The organism is Flavobacterium pectinovorum (assembly GCF_900142715.1).
GTDB lineage: Bacteria > Bacteroidota > Bacteroidia > Flavobacteriales > Flavobacteriaceae > Flavobacterium > Flavobacterium pectinovorum.
Genome location: NZ_FRBX01000002.1, coordinates 43263 through 65887 on the forward strand (window position 1 = coordinate 43263; position 22625 = coordinate 65887).

The 22625-nt window shown below is 33.5% G+C and carries 28 protein-coding genes; 12 read left to right on the forward strand and 16 right to left on the reverse strand.

The annotated features are described in order from the left end of the window. Positions 1-147: 147 nt before the first annotated feature. Positions 148-870, forward strand: a complete 723-nt coding sequence (locus tag BUE22_RS06750) for a hypothetical protein (protein ID WP_073394323.1) — start codon at positions 148-150, stop codon at positions 868-870. Positions 871-1310: 440 nt separating this feature from the next. Beyond that, a complete protein-coding gene (locus BUE22_RS06755) occupies positions 1311-2036 on the forward strand; it encodes a hypothetical protein (protein WP_073394324.1) in 726 nt (241 codons plus the stop codon). 424 nt (positions 2037-2460) lie between these two features. On the opposite strand, the gene BUE22_RS06760 is transcribed toward BUE22_RS06755, so the two are convergent. The 4 genes from BUE22_RS06760 to BUE22_RS06775 form a co-directional block, all read right to left on the reverse strand. Next, the gene (locus tag BUE22_RS06760; RefSeq protein ID WP_042563520.1) at positions 2461-2925 is read right to left on the reverse strand and encodes a DUF2752 domain-containing protein; all 465 of its coding nucleotides are present in this window, start codon (positions 2923-2925) and stop codon (positions 2461-2463) included. Next, positions 2900-3277: a DUF4234 domain-containing protein gene (locus tag BUE22_RS06765; RefSeq protein WP_042563521.1), complete on the reverse strand. Its 378-nt coding sequence runs from the start codon at positions 3275-3277 to the stop codon at positions 2900-2902. The genes BUE22_RS06760 and BUE22_RS06765 overlap by 26 nt, the downstream gene beginning before the upstream one ends. 26 nt (positions 3278-3303) lie before the next feature. Further along, on the reverse strand, positions 3304-3729 hold the full coding sequence (locus BUE22_RS06770; RefSeq protein ID WP_073394325.1) for a DUF805 domain-containing protein: 426 nt from the start codon (positions 3727-3729) through the stop codon (positions 3304-3306). Positions 3730-3956: 227 nt separating this feature from the next. Further along, a complete protein-coding gene (locus BUE22_RS06775) occupies positions 3957-4904 on the reverse strand; it encodes a 2-hydroxyacid dehydrogenase (protein ID WP_073394326.1) in 948 nt (315 codons plus the stop codon). A 104-nt stretch (positions 4905-5008) separates the two neighbouring features. Here BUE22_RS06775 and BUE22_RS06780 point away from each other — a divergent pair, with 104 nt between their 5' ends. The 4 genes from BUE22_RS06780 (at position 5009) to BUE22_RS06795 (ending at position 7862) form a co-directional block, all read left to right on the forward strand. After that, complete coding sequence (locus BUE22_RS06780; RefSeq protein ID WP_073394327.1) at positions 5009-5701, forward strand: aspartate/glutamate racemase family protein; 693 nt, start codon at positions 5009-5011, stop codon at positions 5699-5701. A gap of 3 nt (positions 5702-5704) precedes the next feature. Continuing rightward, positions 5705-6847 (forward strand): Na+/H+ antiporter NhaA, encoded by a 1143-nt coding sequence (nhaA, locus tag BUE22_RS06785; protein ID WP_073394328.1) that lies wholly within the window; start codon positions 5705-5707, stop codon positions 6845-6847. Positions 6848-6852: 5 nt separating this feature from the next. Beyond that, positions 6853-7374 (forward strand): hypothetical protein, encoded by a 522-nt coding sequence (locus tag BUE22_RS06790; RefSeq protein ID WP_073394329.1) that lies wholly within the window; start codon positions 6853-6855, stop codon positions 7372-7374. Positions 7375-7442: 68 nt separating this feature from the next. Beyond that, the gene (locus tag BUE22_RS06795; protein WP_073394330.1) at positions 7443-7862 is read left to right on the forward strand and encodes a c-type cytochrome; all 420 of its coding nucleotides are present in this window, start codon (positions 7443-7445) and stop codon (positions 7860-7862) included. A gap of 224 nt (positions 7863-8086) precedes the next feature. Here BUE22_RS06795 and proC read toward each other — a convergent pair whose 3' ends face one another. The 6 genes from proC to serS form a co-directional block, all read right to left on the reverse strand. Next, positions 8087-8863 carry a pyrroline-5-carboxylate reductase gene (proC, locus tag BUE22_RS06800; protein WP_073394331.1) on the reverse strand — a complete coding sequence of 259 codons (777 nt, stop codon included), beginning with the start codon at positions 8861-8863 and terminating at the stop codon, positions 8087-8089. Between the two features lie 101 nt (positions 8864-8964). Then, positions 8965-10314: a magnesium transporter gene (gene mgtE / locus BUE22_RS06805; RefSeq protein WP_042563528.1), complete on the reverse strand. Its 1350-nt coding sequence runs from the start codon at positions 10312-10314 to the stop codon at positions 8965-8967. Then, on the reverse strand, positions 10298-11083 hold the full coding sequence (gene rsmA / locus BUE22_RS06810) for a 16S rRNA (adenine(1518)-N(6)/adenine(1519)-N(6))-dimethyltransferase RsmA (RefSeq protein WP_073394332.1): 786 nt from the start codon (positions 11081-11083) through the stop codon (positions 10298-10300). The genes mgtE and rsmA overlap by 17 nt, the downstream gene beginning before the upstream one ends. Positions 11084-11297: 214 nt before the next feature. Next, the gene (locus BUE22_RS06815) at positions 11298-11609 is read right to left on the reverse strand and encodes a DUF4286 family protein (protein ID WP_073394333.1); all 312 of its coding nucleotides are present in this window, start codon (positions 11607-11609) and stop codon (positions 11298-11300) included. Positions 11610-11670: 61 nt separating this feature from the next. Next, a complete protein-coding gene (locus tag BUE22_RS06820) occupies positions 11671-13452 on the reverse strand; it encodes a tetratricopeptide repeat protein (RefSeq protein ID WP_073394334.1) in 1782 nt (593 codons plus the stop codon). Positions 13453-13525: 73 nt separating this feature from the next. After that, positions 13526-14797: a serine--tRNA ligase gene (gene serS, locus BUE22_RS06825; protein ID WP_073394335.1), complete on the reverse strand. Its 1272-nt coding sequence runs from the start codon at positions 14795-14797 to the stop codon at positions 13526-13528. Between the two features lie 255 nt (positions 14798-15052). On the opposite strand from serS, the gene BUE22_RS06830 reads away from it, so the two are divergent. Both BUE22_RS06830 and BUE22_RS06835 read left to right on the forward strand, forming a co-directional pair. Beyond that, positions 15053-15658: a DapH/DapD/GlmU-related protein gene (locus BUE22_RS06830; protein ID WP_073394336.1), complete on the forward strand. Its 606-nt coding sequence runs from the start codon at positions 15053-15055 to the stop codon at positions 15656-15658. Positions 15659-15683: 25 nt separating this feature from the next. Continuing rightward, positions 15684-16238: a cysteine hydrolase family protein gene (locus BUE22_RS06835; RefSeq protein WP_073394337.1), complete on the forward strand. Its 555-nt coding sequence runs from the start codon at positions 15684-15686 to the stop codon at positions 16236-16238. A gap of 33 nt (positions 16239-16271) precedes the next feature. Here the strand turns inward: BUE22_RS06835 and BUE22_RS06840 are convergent, their stop codons facing one another. The 4 genes from BUE22_RS06840 to BUE22_RS23695 form a co-directional block, all read right to left on the reverse strand. Further along, entirely contained in the window at positions 16272-16652 is a 381-nt protein-coding gene (locus tag BUE22_RS06840) for a PKD domain-containing protein (protein WP_073394338.1), read from the reverse strand. A 93-nt stretch (positions 16653-16745) separates the two neighbouring features. Beyond that, positions 16746-17312: a hypothetical protein gene (locus BUE22_RS06845; RefSeq protein ID WP_073394339.1), complete on the reverse strand. Its 567-nt coding sequence runs from the start codon at positions 17310-17312 to the stop codon at positions 16746-16748. Between the two features lie 151 nt (positions 17313-17463). Then, positions 17464-18006 carry a DMP19 family protein gene (locus tag BUE22_RS06850; RefSeq protein ID WP_073394340.1) on the reverse strand — a complete coding sequence of 181 codons (543 nt, stop codon included), beginning with the start codon at positions 18004-18006 and terminating at the stop codon, positions 17464-17466. A gap of 71 nt (positions 18007-18077) precedes the next feature. Continuing rightward, a complete protein-coding gene (locus BUE22_RS23695) occupies positions 18078-18254 on the reverse strand; it encodes a hypothetical protein (protein ID WP_159438467.1) in 177 nt (58 codons plus the stop codon). 250 nt (positions 18255-18504) lie between these two features. Between BUE22_RS23695 and BUE22_RS06855 the strand changes: the two genes are divergently transcribed. The 4 genes from BUE22_RS06855 (at position 18505) to BUE22_RS06870 (ending at position 20916) form a co-directional block, all read left to right on the forward strand. Next, positions 18505-18957 (forward strand): hypothetical protein, encoded by a 453-nt coding sequence (locus BUE22_RS06855; RefSeq protein ID WP_073394341.1) that lies wholly within the window; start codon positions 18505-18507, stop codon positions 18955-18957. 184 nt (positions 18958-19141) lie between these two features. Beyond that, a complete protein-coding gene (locus BUE22_RS06860; protein ID WP_042563539.1) occupies positions 19142-19588 on the forward strand; it encodes a protease complex subunit PrcB family protein in 447 nt (148 codons plus the stop codon). Between the two features lie 14 nt (positions 19589-19602). Beyond that, a complete protein-coding gene (locus BUE22_RS06865) occupies positions 19603-19884 on the forward strand; it encodes a hypothetical protein (protein WP_073394342.1) in 282 nt (93 codons plus the stop codon). Between the two features lie 129 nt (positions 19885-20013). After that, positions 20014-20916 (forward strand): PhzF family phenazine biosynthesis protein, encoded by a 903-nt coding sequence (locus BUE22_RS06870; RefSeq protein WP_073394343.1) that lies wholly within the window; start codon positions 20014-20016, stop codon positions 20914-20916. Positions 20917-20954: 38 nt separating this feature from the next. Here the strand turns inward: BUE22_RS06870 and BUE22_RS06875 are convergent, their stop codons facing one another. Next, positions 20955-22085: a DinB family protein gene (locus BUE22_RS06875; RefSeq protein WP_073394344.1), complete on the reverse strand. Its 1131-nt coding sequence runs from the start codon at positions 22083-22085 to the stop codon at positions 20955-20957. A gap of 160 nt (positions 22086-22245) precedes the next feature. After that, the gene (locus BUE22_RS06880) at positions 22246-22473 is read right to left on the reverse strand and encodes a CDGSH iron-sulfur domain-containing protein (protein ID WP_073394345.1); all 228 of its coding nucleotides are present in this window, start codon (positions 22471-22473) and stop codon (positions 22246-22248) included. Positions 22474-22625: the final 152 nt, after the last annotated feature.

The following is a 22625-nucleotide window of genomic DNA, read 5'->3' on the forward strand; positions in this document are numbered from 1 at the left end:
CCCTAAAGGTTTCCCTAAAAACCTTTAGAAGGTAATGCTATATGAAGAACATACCATTTTTTCGCCTATTATCTATTTTTTGAATATTGAATTTTTGTTGCCTCATTGCAGTTTAAAAATAAATACAAATCATTAATACTGAATAATATGAAAAACAAAACACTTTCTTCGGTTTTTATTATATGTTGTTATTGTTGTGTACATTCACAAACAAACAATAAAGTAGGTTTTACTACCACAACACCTACCGAAATAATTGATGTAAACGGAACAGCTCGTGTAAGAGACATTCCGGCAAACGGAAACCCGAATGCAATTTATACAAAACCAGATGGTACAGTATCGACTGCAAAAGACCAGACATTTAACGCCGTTAAGACTTTAGTAGTCGATGCAAATGGGGTTGTTGGGTCTATTGATGGAATAGCCATTACTACAGCACCAACTATTAAAACAATACAATATGCCCGTGTTTCGACACCAATAAATGCATCGACACCTGTGAATTCGATAACTTCAATTGGTATTTTATCAATACGCTTTAACAGTACAACTACCGGCAGCGGTAACTGGATTGAATTTAACACCTCAGTAGCAAATCAGGTTACGGCATTTGCTGAAGTCTCCGGTGCCGGTGGAAATTACTTTGCTAACTGGAGAACCACTGCTGCCGCCGCAAATACATGGTACCCGGCAACTGCACAAGGTGTCACTGCCGCTAACCGGGATACCTATGACTTAATGCTAACATTGCATAATTCACAAGAAATTTATCGTGTATCATTAATTTGCAATGGTTCTATAGCTGCGAGCGGTGGAATACCAGCAGTACCAGCTCAGGTTATTATTTTTATTGAGAAACTACAATAACAAAAGCATGCATGATCACTACTATTAATGGAAATCTCGAGAAAAACTTCCAATACAAAGTAAATTATCCAGAATTTTAAAAGCCCCATTTGTTGGGGCTTTTTTATTTATGTATTTTGAATATCTTATTATCTATATAATTCCGACAGATACTTACAGAAACGCTCAGCAGGCCTAATATAGTTCAGGCTTTTTCTATAGAACTAATTCATATCTTATTTCGTTTATAATTTCATATTAAGACCTGCATTATAACAACTTAGTTATTTACCCTAAAGTACAACTCTAAAAGCTTTTAGAGGTGATATTGCACTGAAAACATAAGCTAATTTTGCCGTCTCAACTTTGATTAAGTCTTAATACTTAAAACATTAGACTTTTTAGTGTGGTTGACAACCTAAAAATTTGAAAAAAATTATTAATCAGTAAATTAAATTAATATGAAAAACAAAGTACTTTCTTCACTTTTTATCTTATGTTGTGCTTTTGGGTACTCTCAAACAAACAACAAACTAGGTGTTAATGTAAAAGCACCAACCGAGTCGCTAGACGTAAACGGAACAACCCGTTTAAGAAGTCTTCCGGTAAATGGAGCAACAAATGCAATTACTACAAAAACTGACGGTACTGCATCTACTGCAAAAGATCAAACTTACAGCGCAGTTAAAACTGTAGTTGTCGACGCAAATGGTGTTGTAGGAACTATAGATGGTGTTGCAATCACTGCATCACCTGATATTAAGACAATACAATATGCTCGTACTTCAACACCAATTAATGCGCAGACATCTCTAAATTCTATCACTACTATTGGTAATCTATCAATTCGATTTAACAGCGGTAGCACAGGTTCTGCTAACTCGATTGAATTTCAAACAAAAGTCCCAAATCAGGTTACTGCCTTTGGTGAAGTATCAGGTGCCGGTGGAAATTATTTTGCTAACTGGAGAACCACCTCAGCAGGAGCAAATACATGGTACGTGGCAACTGGACAAGGTGTCACCCCCGCTAACCGTGATACGTATAACTTAATGATTACCTTGCATAATTCACAAGAAATTTACCGTGTATCACTAATTTGTAATGCGCAAATTAATGCTAATACTGGGCTAAATATACCAATAGTTCCTGCTCAGGTTATTATCTTTATTGAGAAACTACAATAAAAATACGTTACAATAAAAAAGCGAACAAATTTGGTTGTTGTTGTTGATAATACAATCTTAAGGTACTACACCTAGCTTTTATAAGGCCAATCAAAAAATAAAAGAGCCAGAGAACATACAGTTTTCTGGCTCTTTTTTTACACTCTCTATACAGGCAAAATAAAAAATCCCATTTACGTTAGCAAATGGGATTTTTTTAATTACAATTTTTATTTAAAACTAATTTATGATGAGCAATCAGTTTTATAGTTTTAGAAAGCTTTATACGACCTTTTAAATCTGAAACAAAACTAGAGGCCTCAAGCATTAATTTTGTACCTAATAAGCTATTATTGTATTAAAAAAAGGCATACCAGAAAAAGAAAACCTATTATTTAGAAACATAAAAAAATCCCATTTCTGACTGAATGGGATTTTTTTATGTTTAAAACCAAATCGACTGATGCATTATATCATCAATTGAATTGTTTTTTACAAAAAGAATCAATCGTATAAAATGATAAATAGCTAAAAAATAAGCCAATCTATAGGCTAGTTTTTTATTGTATAGTAATCCTGTAAAATATTCTTTTTTGGTAATAATTTCTGTTACCAGCACAATGATAGTTACCCAGCAAAAAGCAATTACAAAAGGCCCTAAAATGTGGTAACTAATAGATTTGTATAAATCTCCCTGATAAAAATAAACCAGTGATTTTGTAATACCACAACCAGGACAAGGAAATCCCGTGACCATTTTAAAGGGACAAAAAGACTGATCCGACTCTAAATGATCGTTATGATTATTGAGCATTAAAAAAAACGGAACTATCAGTGTAATTGCTGCACCGATAATTCCGTAAATTTTACGTTTTATTCTACTATTATTTGTATAATCTGTTGATGTCACCTTGTACAATCATTGCTGCTGCAATAGGAAAAAAGAATCCTAAAACAATTAATAAAGTAGACTGATCTTTTTGAAGTTCACCAGTTTGCTCATACACTTTTGGCAAAGCTTCTTTTCCTGCTAAATAATAAAAATAAATATTTACCGGCATACAACATCCTGCAAAAATTGCAATTGGCTGCGAAATAACTTCTTTCTTTGCTACAGCATTAAAAACCTCTGCAACTTTAATGTTCCAATAAATTAAATACAATCCGCATGATAAAAATCCAAAAAGTAAAACCATAATAGGGTCCACTTTAAATACTGGGATTGGCTCATTAAAATTGTTTGATGTTTCTTGTAATTCCATTTTCTATTATTTATATTTAGTTATTATTATTGTAATTCAACTTTTCCAATTTCATTAATTTCTTCGATATTGTTTTTAGGATCTTGTCCATAATCATTTGGACCTGAATCACCTTCTGTAAACAACAAAATAAGCAACCAGATACCTCCAATAAACGGAACCAGGCAGATAAAATAAAACCAGCCGCTTTTTCCAACGTCGTGCAATCTTCTTACTACTGCAGCCAAAGTTGGTATAAACGTTGCTAACGTATAAAGACCAAAAAAAGCATATCCAATTATTCCTCCTGTAACCGCATCGCCAAAAATGGCTCCAATGATAGCTCCAATAACAATTAATAAAATAGAAATTAATCCATTTGCAAGTGCAAAATACCAATATTCGCTTCTTCTGGCGCGACCTTTAAAGTTTGCATAGTTTTCAAAAACCACTTTTTTGTACCATTCAATCATAATTAATAAAATTAGTTAGTTTAATGCCTCCTCTTTTGGATTTTCGGCTTCTCCTTTTTAAAAATTTTGTTAAAATTCGAAACAATATTAACAAAAAATTATCTTAAAAACTAATTATGGAAATTTCTTTTAAAAAGAAAAAGCTTGTTATTACAACTTCAATCGAAATAACTGTAAATAGTGACTTTTCTGCAGAAATATTAAAATTTTCAATTTACTTATTCAATTTACTTAGAATAAACTTTTTTAATCTTATCTACAATAACCTGTGCCAGCCTTTCATGACTTTCGAATGTCCACCCTGCAATATGCGGAGTCAATAAAACATTCTTGGCTTGCAATAAATACTGAAAAGCTTCCGGCGTATTTTTATCCTGAAAAAGGGTTTCAAAAGATAATTTCTCATACTCCAAAACATCCAAACCTGCTCCCAAAACTTTTTTAACCTTCATAGCTTCGACCAAATCTGCCGTAACAATGTTTTTGCCACGCGAAGTATTTATTATCCAAAAGGGCTTAGAAAATGCATTAATAAAATTAGCATTAACCATTTTGTCTGTTTCAGGAGTCCACGGAAGATGTAAACTCAAAACATCCGCTTTTTGCTGTAATTCTTGCAATGAAACTTGTTTTGCATTTTCGTCTCCTACATTGTCCAAAATATCATAACATAAAACCTCTACCTCAAAACCACGAAGTTTTTTAGCAAAAGCTTTACCCATGTTTCCATAACCAATAATACCAACTGTTTTGCCGTCAAGTTCGTGACCGCGATTACTTTCGCGATTCCAGTGTCCCGCTTTTATTTCGGCGTCTGCCTGATTTAAATTATTAAATAAAGACAAAATTACACCAAGTGAATGTTCTGCAACAGCGTTGCGATTACCTTCCGGGGCCGCAATTAAGTGTATTCCTTTTGCTTCGGCATAGTCACAATCGATACTTTCTAAACCCGCGCCAACCCTGGCAATAAACTGTAAATTGGTTGCTTTATCCAGGAATGTTTTATCAATTTTAAAACGGCTTCGAATTACGATTCCGTTATAATCCTGGATTTTTGCTTCGACTTCTTCTTTTGATGATTTAAAATCGGCGTGATTTTCAAAACCAGCTTCTTCTAATTGCGCCCAAAGTATGGGATGGTTGCTGTCGATATGTAGAATTTTAGTACTCATAAATTAAAAACTTTATTAGGAAAACAAAGTAACAAAAAATAGCCTTTATTATTTTAACAAAATAAATTTGGGAAGAAATGCGTAAATTCGCATAAAAGGGATTTATGAAAACAATTGGCTTAATTGGCGGAATGTCCTGGGAAAGTTCTTCGTTATATTATCAAATAATAAATCGAACGACGCAGGAGAAACTAGGTGGTGTACATTCTGCAAAATGCATATTATATTCTGTAGATTTTAATGAAATTGCCTTACTGCAAAAAGAAGGAAACTGGGAAAAACTAGGCGAATTAATGGTTGAGGCCGCTCAAAGTCTAGAAAAAGGCGGTGCCGATTTTATCGTATTATGTACAAACACGATGCATAAATTATCTGACGAAATAGAAGCCAGTGTTTCGATTCCATTAATTCATATTGGTGATGCTGCCGCTCAAAAAATTAAAGAAAAGAATTTTAAAAAGGTAGGTTTATTAGGAACATCATTTACTATGGAACAGGATTTTTTTAAAGGCCGTTTATTAAACAGGCATCAAATAGAAACCATAATTCCGGATGAAACCCAAAGAGCAGCAATACATAGAATTATATACGATGAATTGGTAAAAGGAATTGTAAATAATGAATCAAGAAATATTGTTTTAGAAATAATATCTGATTTAATTGATAAAGGTGCAGAAGGAATTATATTAGGCTGTACAGAAATTGAACTCTTAATTAACAATGAATTTACTACTGCTGAATTGTTTAACACTGCAGAAATTCACGCCAAAAAAGCTGTCGAATTTGCATTAAAATAAAATATGAAACTAACGAAAACTTTTAAAGCTTTTTTTGAAAACGAAAAATCAGGAGGTCTTTTACTGCTTTTTGTCACTATACTTTCGCTTTGTCTTGCCAACTCTTCATTACAGACAGAATATATTGATTTGTGGGAAACAGATTTAGGCGGGCATTCGATCACGCATTGGATTAATGATGGTTTAATGACGATTTTCTTTTTACTGATTGGTTTAGAATTAGAACGCGAAATTTATCATGGTGAATTATCAAGTATAAAAAATGCATCTTTACCCATTATGGCGGCCTTTGGAGGCATGCTGGTTCCTGCAGCCATATTTCTGGCTTTAAATTACGGAACCAATACTCAAAACGGAGCCGGAATTCCTATGGCTACAGATATTGCATTTGCAATTGGAATTTTATCGCTTTTAGGCGATAAAGTCCCGCCATCATTGAAGGTGTTTTTAACAGCACTTGCCGTAATTGATGATTTGGGCGCTATTATTGTAATTGCTATTTTTTACACTACTTCTATTGCTTTTGTAAACCTTGCTATTGCCTTAGGAATTTGGGCATTCTTGTTTGTGTTGAACAGAATGAAAATTCACAACCTAATTCCGTATTTAATTGGCGGAGTTGCAATGTGGTATTTTATGCTGAATTCAGGAGTTCACGCAACTATTACGGGCGTTATATTGGCATTTGTGATTCCGTTTGGAGATGGCGGCGAAAAATCAGTTTCATACAAATTACAACACTTTTTACATAAACCGGTTGCCTTTATTATTTTGCCCTTGTTTGCTGTTGCGAATACCTGCATCGCCATTGGATCTGACTGGCATCAGGGATTAAATCATTCTAATACTTTGGGTATTATTTTAGGGCTTGTTATTGGCAAGCCACTTGGTATTTTACTTTTCTCTTTTATCGGAGTGAGCGCGGGATATTGTGTTCTGCCAAAAAAACTAAAATGGACACATATTTTGGGCGCAGGAATGTTGGGCGGAATAGGCTTTACAATGTCTATTTTTATTACAATACTGGCATTTAAAGATCCGGAAGTTATTGTTTTCTCAAAAATCGCGATTCTGATTGCTTCTCTTCTTTCGGGAATTTTCGGATTTGTTTATCTCAAATATATCTTGTCTAAGAAAAAAGCTTAATTACGATGAAACCAGTATTTACAATCGTTTATATCATTCTTTCTGTTTTTTTAATTTCAGCTTGTACGAATAAAAAAGTTGAGAATGTCGTTGAAAAAGATATTCCTAAAACCGAAATTTCTGTTGAAATAAATAAAAATGAAGAATCAATTGAAGGGATTTATAAAACCGCCGAATGTGATATTTCTGTAGAAATAACAAAAAACAAAGACGGTTATCAATACTTTTTAAAAACAAATCTTCGCAAAGTAAAAGGCAAAGCGACTTTTTCTACAAATGAATCAGGCGAAAAATATTTGGTTCTGGAAGGAATAAAATGGGATGAATACGAAGGAGATATTAGCAATGAGGAAGAAAATGATTCTCTTGCCGATTCAAAACCTAAACACGAATTAGAAATTCCTGTTGGAATTGACGCGAGTTATGGAAAAGATACGCTCACGATTCAGAATTATGGCAATGCGATGAATTCTTATACTAAGATTTCTGAATGTGGTTTGAAGTATATTCAACTAGTAAAAAAGTAAAATTCCAATCTTTTAAATTGCTTCGCCTGTTCGCTAGTGCTCGAGTCCAAATTCCAATTTTACTTTAAATGAAAAGAATCAATCAAATACTTTTTTCTTCTATAACATTGATCATTTTGCTTGTTGGGATAATATTATATCTAATAATAACAATTAAAGACCCGCAGCCTGATTTGAATTACCAAATTCCAGTCCCTTTTTGTGGAACATCAAGTCCTAAATTAACAGAAAACCAATCTGAAGGAAAAGAAATATTTAATTCTGTTTGTACAGCTTGCCACAAACTAGACGCAAAAAGTACCGGACCGGCACTTCGCAACTTAGATTCACTGGTATATGTAAAATGGATGATTGAGAAAAACCACAAAATCGACAGTACTAAAATTGATGAATTAGGATTAGATTATCACAGAACGATGTTTAAAGATTTTATTAATGAAGAAAATCTTCCTTTATTAATAGATTATTGTTCAACAATACGTTATTAAATTCCAAAAACAACAAATTCCAAACTCCAATTATAAGCAATATTGTCATTTCGACGTAAGGAGAAATCACACTCGCAATTCTACAAACAGAATCGACAATCTTTGTCGAGTTTCTAATGTGATTTCTCCTTACGTCGAAATGACAAACTGTGCGTTAAACAAAAATTCCAAACCCCAATTAGAATTGGAATTTGGAATTTTTATATTGGAATTTCTTTAAAAACCTATCCTTTAATCTGTTTCAAAGAAGTCTTGATTCCTTTTATTAAAGACGAACTGAAACCATTATGCTCCATTTCGTTCAATCCTACGATTGTACAGCCTTGAGGCGTCGTTACACGATCGATTAATTGTTCCGGATGCACTTTTTCCTCTAATAACATTTTTGCGGCTCCTTTTACGGTTTGTGCCGCAATTGCCAAAGCGGTTTGAGAATCAAATCCAATTTCGATTCCGGCCTGCATTGAAGCTCTAATATATCTTAAAGCATAAGCTGTTCCGCAAGCGCCAAGAACTGTTGCTGCATCCATTAATTTTTCGTCGATAACCGGAGCAGTTCCTAAATCCTGAAATAAATCAACAATTGGCAAGGCTTTTTCCCTATCCTTTTCAGGGAAAGAAATACAAGTTGCTGATTCTCCAAATTGTGCTGCGATATTCGGCATGATTCTAACAACCGGATATTCGTTATTTGTTTTTGTCTGAAGCGCTTCAAGAGACAAGCCGCTTACTGCCGAAGCAATTGTTTTACCAGCAATTACCGGTAAAATTTCTGCTAAAACAATATCAACCTGATAGGGTTTTATGGTCAAAACCACGACATCGGCTTCCTGAATATTATGTTTGTTATCGTTAGAAACCGTGATTCCAAATTCAGTTAAATACTGAATACTGGCAATGTTTCTTCTCGTTACTGTAACCTGATTATTTTTAGAAAATTTTGCAATTCCCAAGGCAATAGAAACCCCAAGGTTCCCTCCTCCTATTATGTGTACTTTCATTTCTTATTTATTGGCTGGTTAATAGCATATTTTTCAGCCACAAATTACGCAGATTTTACAGATCTTAAATCACTGCAATCTATTAATTTGTTGCAAAAAATTTAGAATCCAAGAATCAGTTTTGCTACTCCAAAGTAGAGCATGATTCCAAAAACGTCATTGGTTGTTGTAATAAACGGACCGGTTGCAATAGCAGGGTCGATTTTATTTTTATGAAGAAAAAGCGGTACTAAAGTTCCTAAAGTCGCAGCAAATAAAATAACAACAATCATCGAAATTGAAATGGCAAATCCTACTAAATATTGTTGGTACATAATCGAATGATAGCCTAACAAAAGCAATGAAATAATACTTCCGGAAATCATCGAAACGGTAATTTCCTTCGTAAAATAACCACGGCTAAATTCCTTTAAAGTTCCGTTTGCCAAACCCTGTACTACGATAGCAGAAGCCTGAACCCCAATATTTCCGGCTGTTGCCGAAAGCAAAGGCACGAAAATAATTAAAGTAGAATGGAGTTTGAATATCTCTTCGTTTCCTTTCAACACAAAAGAAGCTACAATTTCGATTACCATACCGATTAAAAGCCACGGTAAACGCGCTTTTGTCAGTTCCAGAACACTGTCATTAGATTCAACGTCTTGTGTAATACCCGCCGCCAACTGGTAATCCTTATCGGCTTCGTCTTTGATTACGTCTACGATATCATCAATCGTGATTCTACCAACTAAACGGCCCAATTCATCTACGACCGGAATGGCTTCCAAATCGTATTTTTGCATGATACGCGCTACCTCAACATCTTCGGTATCTACGTTTACGAAATTTAATTTTCGAATATAAATATCCCCAATTTGAGTTTTGGTTGATGTTGTCAATAAATCTTTAAGTGACAATCTCCCTTTTAGGCGATTTTCATCATCAACAACATAAATAGAATGTACTCTCGATACGTTTTCGGCCTGAATACGCATTTCTTTCACACACGTTAGTACATTCCAATTTTCATTGACTTTTACTAACTCTTTTCCCATTAAACCACCGGCAGAATTTTCGTCGTAACGCAACAAGTCTACAATGTCTTTTGCGTGCTCGACGTCAAGCATTTCAGAGATTACTTCTGCTTTGATTTCCTGCGAAAGTTCCCCGATAATATCCGCTGCGTCATTGGTTTCAAGCTCATCAAGCTCTTCTGCAATTTCTTTAGGCGAAAGTCGGCTTAAGATATTTTCACGCAAATCATCTTCAAGTTCCAGAAGAATTTCTGCTGTTTTATCACTATCTAAAACCCTGAAAATATAGGTTGCTTCGTCGAAATCCAGTTCATCCAGAATTTCGGCAATATCGGCATGGTGCAGATCGTTCAATAAAACTTCAAGTTCTTTGTCGTTTTTCTGAACAATATGCTCTTCTAGTTGGTGTATTAATTCTTTGCTAACTTTGAACTCCATCGGCTTCTATTTTTTGAGTCAGTTCAATAAATTCTTCTACACTAAGTTGCTCGGGACGTTTATCAAAGATAGTGTCTAATCGCAAATCATCAGTTAAATTTAATGTTTTCAAACTGTTACGTAATGTTTTTCGTCTTTGCTGAAAAGCAGTTTTCACCACAGTAAAGAACAACTTTTCGCCACACGGAAGACTATAATCTTCCTTTCGGGTCATTTTCATCACACCCGATTTCACCTTGGGCGGAGGAATAAAAACATTTTCGTCAACAGTAAACAAATACTCGGTAATATAGAAAGCCTGCGCTAAAACGGATAAGATTCCGTAAGCTTTAGATCCTTTTTTCTCGCAAATACGTTCTGCTACTTCTTTTTGAAACATTCCGGAAAACTCAGGAATCTGATCTCTGAACTCTAAAGTCCTAAAAACGATCTGAGTCGAAATATTGTATGGGAAGTTTCCAATTATAGCAAATTGTTTGTCTTTGTAAACCTCATTGATATTGTATTTCAGAAAATCCTGAGAGATAATCTTATCTTTTAATTTTGGATAATTTTCACCTAAATACACTACCGATTCGGTATCAATTTCGATTACGTGCGTATTTATTGGTTTATCAAGCAAATACTTAGTCAACACACCCATCCCTGGTCCTATTTCTAAAACCTCATCGTATCCATTTAAGCTTAGAGTATCTGCAATTGCTTTTGCGATACTTTCGTCTTTCAGGAAGTGTTGTCCTAAATGTTTTTTGGCTTTTACTTTTTCCATTTTATCTTTTATTTGCCGCGAAGGCACTATGTTTTTTTTGCCACGAAGGCACTAAGACGCAAAGTTTATTATTTATTTTTTTGCCACAACCCGAGCGATAGCGAACAGTCGAAGCAATTACACAAATTATCGCAAATTTTAAAATCTAAAAATCAGCGGAAATCTGTTTAATCCGTCAAATCAGCGGGCAATTTCTGTTACTGAAACTCAAAAATTAATGCTCCGAAATAACTTCTAACTCCGTTCTGAAAGAAAGCATTTTATCGGCAAATAATTCCAAAGCTTCTCTATCAAATTTTGGTTGTTCTTCCAGATAATACTTCTCTAAGGTTTCTTTGCTGTCTGTTGTATATTGAACCGAATACGTAATTCCACCCATTTCTTCTTCAATTAAAACCCTAACAATTCTTGCTGAAGAAAATTTTTCTGTTGCCAGAATTTCCGGTATGTGTTTTTGCTGCATCCATTTTAACCATTGGTCGTGAACGCTTTCGTGTATATTTGTGGTAACGTTGTAAATAATCATTTTTTTCTTGTTTAATCGTTTATTCGGTTAAACGTTTAACCGAATAAACGGTTCAACCAAACTATAAATTTTTGTCTCCTCTTAACTCGCGGTATTTTTTTCTGGCATCAACAAAGTAAATACTGTCCTGATGGTTAAAAATTACCTTCTCATATAATGGCTTTGCCTTTTCTACATCTTTCAATTCATCGTTGTAAATTTCTGCCGAAAAAAACAGCGCTTCATCTACGTAAATTCCGTCGCTATGATTGTCAATGATTTGCTGGTATTGGCTTAAAGCCGAATTATAATCTTTGAGACTTTCATAGATTTTACCTAAACGCAACATTGTTACAGCTTCAATTTCCTGTCCTTTAAACGACTTTAGAATGTTCTGAAACTGCGCAATTGCTTCCGGTTTTTTATTCTGATAAATCAAAAAGTCACCTTTTGCAAATTGCTTTAATGCTGTTTGTGTCGAATCAGCAACCGTATTATCGTTTATCAGTAAAAAATATTCAAGAGCGTCATTGGCAATCAATTGTGTGCTTGCCGATTTCAATTCTTTAAATTGTTTTAAAGCCCATTCAAAATCGGTTTTAAAATAACTTGTTTTTGCAGCTTTCAAACTCGCTTCGTGCGACATTACATCATTCTTTAAATCCAACTGAATTTGCGAATAATAAATCAATGCCTGATTAAACTTTTCTTCCAAAAGCAAAATATCCGCCAATTCCATTTTGGCATCTGCTTTTTGATAATCATTTAAATTGAGATCTAACGCTCTTTTTAAAATCGTCTTACCTTCTTCAGGTTTTTTCAAATTAAAAGCCAGGAAATGCGCCTGAATTATTTGCAAAGATAAGGTAAAAGGAGTTATATCATAAGTTGCGAGCAATTGTTGCAATTCGGTATTGATTAACGGATAATCTTTTTCCTGTGCATTATCAATTTTGATCTGCATCAAATAAGCATTCGTCTGAATCAATAAATCTACATCTTTGGTATTTTGCAGAATAAAATTCAGGATTTCAGTTGCTGTTTCGTCGTCATCTTCATTCATCGCAAACTGACTTAAATTAACGATACTCATCAAAGATTCCGGTTCGCGCTTGTAAATCGCTTTTTCCTGAATAAAGGCTTTACCAAATTCTTTCTGCTGAACATAAAACCAACTCAAATAGTGATTCCAAAACACATCCTGATCTTTTTGGGTTTTCAGGATTAATGCTTTTCGCATAGCATCTTTAAAAGCTGTATTGTCTGTTTCACCCTGCATAAAGCGGGACAATTGCGTTTGAATCAAATTTGAATTCTGCGGATTTTTATAGGATTCTGTCAATAAAAGATCAATCATCGTATCGGTTTTTCCTAACTGACCGTACAACATTCCTATTTGAAAATTAAAATTGTAGTTGGGCTGAACCTGCATTGCTGTTTCATACGCTTTCAAAGCATATTCCAGTAATACTTTTTTCTCAAACGAACTTCCAATTCCGTAAACATCATTCGGACTTGTTTTGATTTTTTCGATAGCCTGTTCGTAATAATTTTTGGCTTTCGAGTCGTTTTTTTGAAGCTGGTAATTATAACCCAATTCCACTAAAAAAACGCCTTGTTTGTAGCGATTGTATCTTTCCTGAATTACTTTTTGAGCCACGTCAAATTGTTGTAATTGCTGGTAAGATTCGACTGTTCTTAAAAAATATTGGGTGTTGGATGGCGAACTGTTTAAAAGCTGTTCGTAAGCTATTTTTGCTTTCTCGAAATCGCCTTTATCGTAGTAATATTGAGCCAATTGCTCATTTTGGGATATTGCAAAAGTCGACCACAACAAAACGATATAGATAAAGATGTTTTTCATATTTCAGTTTTTTTAGTCGTGGGTTTTAGAAAACCTGACGGGTTTTAAAAACCCGTCAGGTTTAACTATAAAGTTAATCTATAATATCAAATCCGCAGTAAGGGCGTAAAACTTCTGGAATTACGATTCCTTCCGGCGTTTGGTAATTTTCTAAAATTCCGGCCAAAACTCTTGGCAAAGCCAATGAACTTCCGTTAAGTGTGTGTGCCAATTGGTTTTTTCCGTCTTTGTCTTTGAAACGTAATTTCAAACGATTGGCCTGGAAAGTCTCAAAATTAGAAACTGAACTAATTTCTAACCAGCGATCCTGTGCTGTAGAAAACACCTCAAAATCATAAGTCAAAGCCGATGTGAAACCCATATCGCCACCACATAAACGTAAAACACGGTATGGTAATTTTAATTCTTTTAAAATATCTTTTACGTGTTCTACCATTCCGTCCAATGCTGCATAAGAATTATCCGGGTGTTCAACGCGTACGATTTCAACTTTATCAAATTGGTGCAAACGGTTTAATCCGCGAACGTGCGCTCCGTAAGAACCTGCTTCACGACGGAAACATGGTGTGTAAGCCGTATATAAAACCGGCAATTCCGTCTCACTTAATAAAACATCTCTAAATAAATTCGTTACCGGAACTTCAGCAGTTGGAATCAAATATAAATCATCAATTGTTGAATGATACATTTGCCCTTCTTTATCCGGCAATTGACCTGTTCCATAACCTGAAGCTTCGTTTACCAAATGCGGAACCTGAACTTCATTATACCCTGCAGCCGTATTTTTATCTAAAAAATAATTGATTAGGGCACGTTGCAAGCGAGCTCCTTTTCCTTTATAAACCGGAAATCCTGCGCCTGTAATTTTTACACCCAATTCAAAGTCGATGATGTCGTATTTTTTTACCAATTCCCAATGTGGCTGTGCGCTTTCGTGTAAAACCGGAATATCGCCTTCCTGAAAAACATTCAAATTGTCGTCCGGAGTTTTTCCTTCGGGAACAATATCTGCCGGAAGATTTGGTAAAGTGTATAATTTATTGGTTAATTCGACAGCCAAAGCTTCCGCTTTTTCGCCCAATTCTTTGCTTTTTTCTTTTAATGAAACGGTTTTTTCTTTTAATATTGCGGCTTTAGATTTCTCACCCGCTTTCATTAATTCGCCTATATCTTTGGACAATTTATTAGATTCGGCTAAAGTATTGTCTAATTCTACTTGTGTTGCGCGACGGGTTTCGTCTAATTGCACCACTTCTTCAACAACGCTTTTAGCATCGATATTACGTTTTGCTAAAGCCTTGATTACTTTCTCCTGATTCTCTCTAATAAATGCGATTTGTAACATAGCTTGATTTTTATAACTATTGTATTTTTTTATAATGGAAGCAAATTTAATGAAATGTTTGCTAAGAATACGACAAAGTTTAAAGGGAAAAAGTTATTTCTAAATGTTATTCCGCGAAGATGCGCTAAGGTTTCGCAGAGATTCACGAAGTTTTTAAAAAAATCACTTCGTGAACCTCTGTGAAATTCTTTGTATATCTCTGTGAAATTTATTTAAAACAAAAAGAATTAAGTAAATTGCAATTAAAAAATTACAATGATCCATATCAACGATTTTATAGAAAATTTCTCCACTACTTTCAAAGATCTTCCTCAATCAGAACCCTGGACTATTACAAGCAATCTCAAAAATATAATCGAAAAAATGATTCCTGATCTTGGTGATGATTTTGTTATTGAAAACAATATAGCGATTCATAAAACTGCCATAATCGAAAACAATGTAACTATAAAAACACCGGCTATTATTGGCAAAAACTGTTACATTGGGGCGAATGCTTATTTTAGAGAAGGCGTTTATCTGGATGAATCTGTAAAAATTGGTCCTGGCTGTGAAATCAAAAGCAGTGTTGTTTTTTCTGAAACTGCCGTTGCACATTTTAATTATATCGGAAATAGTATTGTTGGCAGAAACATCAATTTTGAAGCTGGTTCGATTGCAGCAAATCATTACAATGAAAGAGCCGTTAAGAAAATTTCTGTGCTTTATAATTCAGAAATTATCGAAACAAACTCGGACAAATTTGGATCGTTAATTGGCGATAATTCCAGAATTGGCGCCAATGCTGTATTATCTCCGGGAACAATCCTGATCAAAAATTCGATTGTAAAAAGACTTGAACTCATTGAGCAAGTTGTTTAATTATTAATACATCAAAATTCAAAAAATGAGTCAAAATACAGCTTTACTTGTAATGGATATGCAGCCCGCAATATTGTCAAATCTTTCTGATGCTACTCAAATTGTAGAAAATGTAGCAAAAGCAATTGCGATTGCCCGGTCTAAAAACATTCCGATTATTTATGCTACACTTGGTTTTAAAAACGGAGCAGCTGAAATTAGTACCAACAACAAAACTTTTGCATCAACGAGAGAGCACATAAACCATATTAATTTTGAAGAATTTACCAAAGTTCACCCGGCTTTAGCTCCACAAGAAAATGATATACATGTAATTAAGCGCAGAATAAGTGCCTTTACAGGAAGTGCGTTAGAAGTTATTTTAAGATCGAAAGGCATTCAACATCTTGTACTTACAGGTTACGCCACAAGCGGAATTGTTTTATCGACCACAACCGAAGCCGCCGATAAAGATTATAAAATCACCGTTTTGTCTGATGGTTGTGCCGATCGCGATGAAGAAGTACATCGCGTATTAACAACAAAAGTTTTTCTTCGTTCTGCCTATGTTCTAACAATCGAAGAGTGGAAGAATTCGTAAATTACAATTAAGAATTCTTCTGTCAAACTGCTACTAATTTACTGTAATACTTCTGGTTGGCGATGATGTACAAGTTGAATTTCCGTTTTGAATAGATACATCAACTTTTACTGTATAAGTGCCTGCCGCTGCATATATGTGTGAAATAGAAGTTGTAGTTCCGCTTCCTACTGTAACTGTTTGTGCAGGAGTTCCGTCACCAAAATTCCACTTTACAGATTTTAAAGTATAAGTTCCGGAATATTCAATAGAATAATCCATTTTTTTAATATTTGTCTCGTCTGTTTTGTTATGAAGTTTCACATAAATAGATTCTGCAACGCAATCCAATCCCTTTTCGATATCGTCTTTTCCGCAAGAAAAACTTAGTAGTGATGCCACTACGAAAACTATAATTGTAAATTTATTTTTCATAATTTATTTGTTTTTAAGTTATAATCAGATTGTTATTCTTACAAATGTATAAAATCAAAAATTATTTTTTCAATTATAAAATCAAATAATCGGTTACTCTACATTAAATAATCGCAAAATATAAGAAAGCTCATAAACTATAAAAAGCGCTACCAAAACAGTATGAAAGGTTTTATTGTGAACCTTTATGGCGACCAAACAAAGCAAAACATGACTTATAATACGCACATAATATTCCTCTTGATTGTACAGAAAATAGTCGCCGCCTTTTATTGCCGTATCAATCATATCGGCAATAAAACTTATGGCTAATATCAAGAAAAACCAATTTTTCCGCGAATAGAAATAATCTTCATATCCGTTATAATCAACCAAATCATCGGGATATAAAATCGCACACAACAAGTAATAAATGAGAATGTAACAGATGATGAAAAAGTAATCGACAAAATACCATTCCTGAATCAGTTTAAGATTAAACTCCCACCACCAAAAATGTATGATCAGCAAAAAAACATAAAATACCCAAAGCGAGTGTACAAAATAAATTTTCTTTCGTCCCGGATGCTGAATAAAAATCACAGATCCTTTTATGAGATGCGTTAAGCTCAATCCCAGAATAATTCCTATAATTGATTTGATGTGTGTTAGTTCTTCCATAAAATGATATCGATTTTATAAAGAACTAAAATTAAATCAATTAATTGAAAAACAATTATTTATGCAGGATAATTTGCCAAAAAGTCACGGAGTCAGAAAGTTTTAAATTTCTTTGCGTCTTCGCGACTTTGTGGCAATTCCAGCAAAAAAACTAAGCACGCTTTATCTCATGCCCAACAAATTCCTCCAAAGCTGCAAACATATCATCAACAGAAAGCACTTCAAAATCTGGGTGATTTTTCAGGAAATTAGCATTGAGCGTAACCAGGTTTTCTTCTAATTCATAAAAAGTATCGTTGTTCAATGAATCCCGAATTGGGTTTACACCTTCTAATTTGCCTTTTAAAAATTTAGCCAGCTTTACGCTGCTCATCAATTTGACTTTCTTGCTTTGTTGCTGAAACAATTCTAAATGTTTTTCGGCGCCAATTAAAGCCAAACATTCTTCAATCAATTCGTTTAGTTCTTTATTCCAACCTGATTTATAGACAAACTGAGCAAAGTTTCCTTCGGCATATTGCGACCAATAGTAATCGAGATAATAACTCATCAAAGCATCTTCGTGAATAAATTCGTCATCGACACCTTCTTCGCGCATTAAATTGATCACCGAAATATTTGAGTGAATCACATCCTGAAGATTTTCACTGTTCATTGCCGTTTCAGAAACTATTATTCTACCGAATTCCTCCATTATGTTTTGTTTTGATATTTTGAATTGCAAATTTCGATTAAATAAAAACAGAAAAGAAATACAATCTGATTTTATATAACGTCGTCTTCTGAATTCTTCTTTTCATTCATTTTTGCCACTAGAGCCTTTAATCGCAAGGCGCGTTCCTTCTTTTCTTCTTGAAGTTTAGCTTTTTTCCTGTTGAGCAATTTGGTATGCAAAGCCTTATTTTTCGTGTTTTTTTCGGGTCCTTTTGCCATGATTTCCATTCTTTACTTGGTTTTGCAAATTTCGGAGAAATAATGACACTGGAAAGTATATTTTGTATTTATTCTTTTTTGAAAATTCCGTATAAATACTTGGTAAAAAATCTTAATTTATTAATATACTTGTTTGTAAATAAATTAGTTAAATATCAGGCGTTTTAAAAATATGTAAAGTTCAAATAGTATTTTAAACTATTAATAAACTAATTACAAAATATTCTTTAGGAACTATAAATAATTAAAATTGAAAAGCATGAAAATCACAAAACTAAAAGAAGATCTGTTATATTATGACATTGAAAAAAGAATAGATAGCATTAAAAGCAAAAAAAACATTAATATTTTTCTTTTCCGTATAACAAAAATTATTGTTTTTATTGCAGGTGCTACCGTTACAGTAATTACTGGTTGGAGAATAACAAATTCAGATTCAATTAATTTTAATCCAGATAATTATGTTTTAATAATTAGTGCGGCAATTACAGTATTTGCGGCAATTGAAGGATTATTCAACTTTAAAGACAAGGGAAAAAGTAATGATCTTTTGTTATTTGAATTAAGAAGACTAAGAGATAGAATTTGTTTTGATTTTGATAAAAATCCTGATATATATGAAAAAAACAAAGAGGCACATTTCTTAAATTATCAGGAAATCTTAGAATATCAAAAAATCATAATTGAAAATTCAGATAATGATGAAGAATAATTATACTACTTCACTAAAACTCAACAATAAAACTATTCGATAGAGTGAATTTACAATTTCTTTTCAAAATATTGAAACAGGTAAAAAACTAAAGCAAACGCAACCTTTCAAAAAAACAAACATCTGTTTACAAGGAGATTACTACGAGTATGAAACCAATTCTCATCACTAAAAACCAAAAACCATGAAACAGATTATTACCATTTTAAGCATTTTATTTGTGTTTGCGAGCTGCGACAACGATGATTCACAAAACGGAGATTTAGAATATTCAGTAATTCTTCAGGGAGATCGTTTTAACGGAAATTATGATAATCCAAAAGAAAATCTGGTCATAAAAGATCAGCAAACGTGGACCAGCTTAATCGGAAAAATGGCTTTTCTTAGCGATACAAATTCTTATTTTCCTGATGCAACTATTGATTTTACAAAATATCAGGTAATAGTTGTTATTGATGAAGTGCGTCAATATGGTGGTTATTCTATAGACATTACCAAAATTACACAAAACAATAATAGTATATTTGTTACTGTTGAACAATTAAAACCAGGAGGTATTAATGCCGTCATAACGCAACCTTTTCATATTGTTAAAATATTAAAAACAGGAAAAAAAGTGGTTTTTAAATAAATAACCAAGACCAAATGAATTTTCTAAAAAATCTAACACCATTTTTTATAATAGGAATGATCTCTATTATTGCAGGTTTGATTTATGCCACAATTCTAATAACTGGGAATTCTGCACAAGATGGATTAATGGGAATTTATATTTTGCTGGGTTTAATTCCGCTTTGTCTATTTATGATGCTTGATCGCTTTCTCGTTAAGAAGTTTGGAAACCAAAAAGTAAATAAAGTTCAGTTTTCAATTTTGTTATTTATGCTGTTTTTATGGATTTTAAGACTGATACTAAACATGTTATAATCTTTTTTAAAATTTAAAATATTACTAATCAAGACGTAGCAAATATTTAACAGTATTAGTTGTAACTTTGATTGGCAAAAAAATACTAACTTTCAAAGTAAAGGATCCAATCAAAAAAAAAGATAAATAATGGAAAACAGAACCACCTTACAATACTACGTTTTAGATGTATTCTCTAATAAAAGTTACAAGGGAAATCCGTTGTCGGTTGTTTTTACAAATGGTGATTTAGACTTAGACGTTTATCAAAATATCTCAAAAGAATTTGGTTATTCTGAAACTTCTTTTATTTATTATTCTACAAAGAAAAAAGCGTTAAAGGTTCGCTCCTTTACGCCTACCGGAATTGAAATCGACGGCGCAGGACACAACTTGTTGGGTGCGGTTTGTGGTGCTTTGCTAAAAAAAATGCCCATTTTTGAAGAACAAAATGAAAGCGATCCGTTTGTGATCATGAAAAATTCGCCAATACCTTTAACCGTAAGTTTTGATCCGGTTACGCAATATCCGGTGGTGCAAATGCATCAAAAATCGGCAGTGATCAAGCAAGAAATTCCAACTTATAGAATTGCCGTAGCACTTGGTTTAAAAATCGAAGATCTAGATGTAAATGCTTTTGTACCCACAATTGTCAAAACAGAAGTGGCGCATACGATGGTGCCTATAAAAAACAGTCAAATACTTAATAGTTGCATTCCGGATAACCAACTTTTAATAGAGATTTCAAAAGAATATAAATTTGAAGGTTTTTATTGTTTCACTCCTGCTGATGAAAATCAGGAACATATTGTCGAAACGAGATTTTTTAACCCAATAATCGGAATCAACGAAGATCCTGCTACAGGAACGGCTGCCGGTCCTTTAATTGGTTTTTTAACTCAAAAGAAATTCACTAAATCAGACAAAGAATATAAAATTCTGCAAGGTGTAAAATTAAAACAGCCTTCGCTGATTGAAGTTATGAATCGTGAAGAAGATATTCTGGTTGGAGGTTCTTCGATAATTACGATGAAAGGTGAACTTTATATATAAAAAAGCGGCATGAATGCCGCTTTTTTATATCCAAAATTTTATTTCTTAATCTCTTGTTCGAGCATTTTTTGCGGTGTTTTTTGAGGCGGAATTCTTTTCTTTAAAAACAAAATTTGCCCTAAATGACTCGACTGATGTTCCATAACATGAAACCAGCAATACTGATTACTAATATCGTATTTCATCTGAATCTCAGCAAACCAGGCGTCGTCTCTTTTCTTTAATTCTGAAATGGTTTTTGCTCTCACTTCGTTATAAATATCGAGATAATATTGAATATCTTGCCCTTTAAATTCATCTCGTGCAGCCTGATCAAGATTTAAAGCGGTTTCCCATTTTTTCTTTTCTTCTTCATTAAATTCTCTATTTTCAAAAGTAAAAACCTGATAGTATTTTTCGGCGGCAGCCAAATGCATTACAAGCGCTCCAATTCGGTTGGCTTTTTCATCATGCAAATAATCAATTTCGTATTGATCCATATTTTTAACCGTTTCTTCAACACGATCTTTAAGGTCTTCAAGCATCGAAATCATGTCGGCAATTTTTGGAGAAGCGCCTTCAACATTTCCTATTTTTCCGGTTTCTTTGATTATTATCCCTTTTCCTTCAAGTAATAATGAATGTTTTCCATCTACGCTTGATTTATCGGAAGAAATGGTAAATTCCTTAACCTTAACATTTTTTTGTTTAGAATTGCCTAAATTCCAATTTGGAATATCTGTATTGGTCGCAAGCGTTTCAAAACTTGAATTTAAAATGGTTACGGGTTCAAAAACTCCTTTTGCATTTTCGATAAACAATTGAAATTTATCAAAATAAAACTTTCCGTTTGCTTCACAAACTCCTCCAAAATTCAATGTTTTACTGTTTTCATCAATTGTTCCTTCTACAGTATACGATTGCCATTCTTTTGATTTTATGGGTCTGTCGTACATATTATCAGAGAAGCCATCTTCATCATTTTTGTTAAAAACTCTTGCGGAAATCCCTGCCCAGGCTTTTGGATCGTTAGAATCTACTTTTGCCGAAGCAATTACTCTAAACTTTTTTTTGACCGGAGTTTGAATCTCTATAGTTTGACGAAAAGCCATCCATACGCTCGAAATAACTCTTTGTTGAGCTTGTGCCGAAACAAAGCTTAAAAAGAGAAATAATACTACTTTTTTCATTTTTGAAGGTTTAACATTTTTGTGTAAATATATATTGTTTTTTAAGAGTATAAAAAAATTATTTACTTGAAAATTCTTTCAAAAAAGAAATTATAACGCAACAAAAAAGCTGCATGAAATCATGCAGCTTTTTTATATTCAAACCAGAAAAACAGAATTCTTAGTTCGTTTTTATTGGTGGTAAATCGAATGCAATTGAATCGTGTTCGAAATTATTACGGTGTCCGCCATCACAAAATGGTTTGTTTGCAGATAATCCGCAACGACAAAGCCCTAATGCCGATCTTCCTTGAAGTCCGTAAACTGTTCCTTCTGAATCCATGATTTCGAATTCGCCTTCTATTTTTATAGATCCGTTTTTATTGATGATTAATTTTGTCTTGCTCATAAAATTGTCTTTGTTTTTTCAGGGCAAAGGTTGCAAAATAAATCCTGAAGATTTTAATTGAGATGCTAGTTTAAACTGGTTCTATTTTATGGAGGTTTTATCGCGGAGATTTTTATGGATTGGGCTGAAATAATCGCGCAAAGACGCTAAGT

Excerpts from the sequence above, each read along its gene's own strand:
- BUE22_RS06770 (WP_073394325.1), bottom strand. The coding sequence starts at position 3,729 with ATGATTGAATGGTACAAAAAAGTGGTTTTTGAAAACTATGCAAACTTT.
- BUE22_RS06850 (WP_073394340.1), bottom strand. The coding sequence starts at position 18,006 with ATGGAGGAATTCGGTAGAATAATAGTTTCTGAAACGGCAATGAACAGT.
- BUE22_RS06870 (WP_073394343.1), top strand. The coding sequence starts at position 20,014 with ATGGAAAACAGAACCACCTTACAATACTACGTTTTAGATGTATTCTCT.
- nhaA (WP_073394328.1), top strand. The coding sequence starts at position 5,705 with ATGAAACTAACGAAAACTTTTAAAGCTTTTTTTGAAAACGAAAAATCA.
- BUE22_RS06775 (WP_073394326.1), bottom strand. The coding sequence starts at position 4,904 with ATGAGTACTAAAATTCTACATATCGACAGCAACCATCCCATACTTTGG.
- BUE22_RS06765 (WP_042563521.1), bottom strand. The coding sequence starts at position 3,277 with ATGGAATTACAAGAAACATCAAACAATTTTAATGAGCCAATCCCAGTA.
- BUE22_RS06855 (WP_073394341.1), top strand. The coding sequence starts at position 18,505 with ATGAAAATCACAAAACTAAAAGAAGATCTGTTATATTATGACATTGAA.
- rsmA (WP_073394332.1), bottom strand. The coding sequence starts at position 11,083 with ATGGAAAAAGTAAAAGCCAAAAAACATTTAGGACAACACTTCCTGAAA.
- BUE22_RS06860 (WP_042563539.1), top strand. The coding sequence starts at position 19,142 with ATGAAACAGATTATTACCATTTTAAGCATTTTATTTGTGTTTGCGAGC.
- BUE22_RS23695 (WP_159438467.1), bottom strand. The coding sequence starts at position 18,254 with ATGGAAATCATGGCAAAAGGACCCGAAAAAAACACGAAAAATAAGGCT.
- BUE22_RS06835 (WP_073394337.1), top strand. The coding sequence starts at position 15,684 with ATGAGTCAAAATACAGCTTTACTTGTAATGGATATGCAGCCCGCAATA.
- serS (WP_073394335.1), bottom strand. The coding sequence starts at position 14,797 with ATGTTACAAATCGCATTTATTAGAGAGAATCAGGAGAAAGTAATCAAG.
- BUE22_RS06790 (WP_073394329.1), top strand. The coding sequence starts at position 6,853 with ATGAAACCAGTATTTACAATCGTTTATATCATTCTTTCTGTTTTTTTA.
- BUE22_RS06780 (WP_073394327.1), top strand. The coding sequence starts at position 5,009 with ATGAAAACAATTGGCTTAATTGGCGGAATGTCCTGGGAAAGTTCTTCG.
- mgtE (WP_042563528.1), bottom strand. The coding sequence starts at position 10,314 with ATGGAGTTCAAAGTTAGCAAAGAATTAATACACCAACTAGAAGAGCAT.
- BUE22_RS06750 (WP_073394323.1), top strand. The coding sequence starts at position 148 with ATGAAAAACAAAACACTTTCTTCGGTTTTTATTATATGTTGTTATTGT.
- BUE22_RS06820 (WP_073394334.1), bottom strand. The coding sequence starts at position 13,452 with ATGAAAAACATCTTTATCTATATCGTTTTGTTGTGGTCGACTTTTGCA.
- BUE22_RS06845 (WP_073394339.1), bottom strand. The coding sequence starts at position 17,312 with ATGGAAGAACTAACACACATCAAATCAATTATAGGAATTATTCTGGGA.
- BUE22_RS06795 (WP_073394330.1), top strand. The coding sequence starts at position 7,443 with ATGAAAAGAATCAATCAAATACTTTTTTCTTCTATAACATTGATCATT.
- BUE22_RS06875 (WP_073394344.1), bottom strand. The coding sequence starts at position 22,085 with ATGAAAAAAGTAGTATTATTTCTCTTTTTAAGCTTTGTTTCGGCACAA.
- BUE22_RS06755 (WP_073394324.1), top strand. The coding sequence starts at position 1,311 with ATGAAAAACAAAGTACTTTCTTCACTTTTTATCTTATGTTGTGCTTTT.
- BUE22_RS06865 (WP_073394342.1), top strand. The coding sequence starts at position 19,603 with ATGAATTTTCTAAAAAATCTAACACCATTTTTTATAATAGGAATGATC.
- BUE22_RS06880 (WP_073394345.1), bottom strand. The coding sequence starts at position 22,473 with ATGAGCAAGACAAAATTAATCATCAATAAAAACGGATCTATAAAAATA.
- BUE22_RS06830 (WP_073394336.1), top strand. The coding sequence starts at position 15,053 with ATGATCCATATCAACGATTTTATAGAAAATTTCTCCACTACTTTCAAA.
- proC (WP_073394331.1), bottom strand. The coding sequence starts at position 8,863 with ATGAAAGTACACATAATAGGAGGAGGGAACCTTGGGGTTTCTATTGCC.
- BUE22_RS06815 (WP_073394333.1), bottom strand. The coding sequence starts at position 11,609 with ATGATTATTTACAACGTTACCACAAATATACACGAAAGCGTTCACGAC.
- BUE22_RS06840 (WP_073394338.1), bottom strand. The coding sequence starts at position 16,652 with ATGAAAAATAAATTTACAATTATAGTTTTCGTAGTGGCATCACTACTA.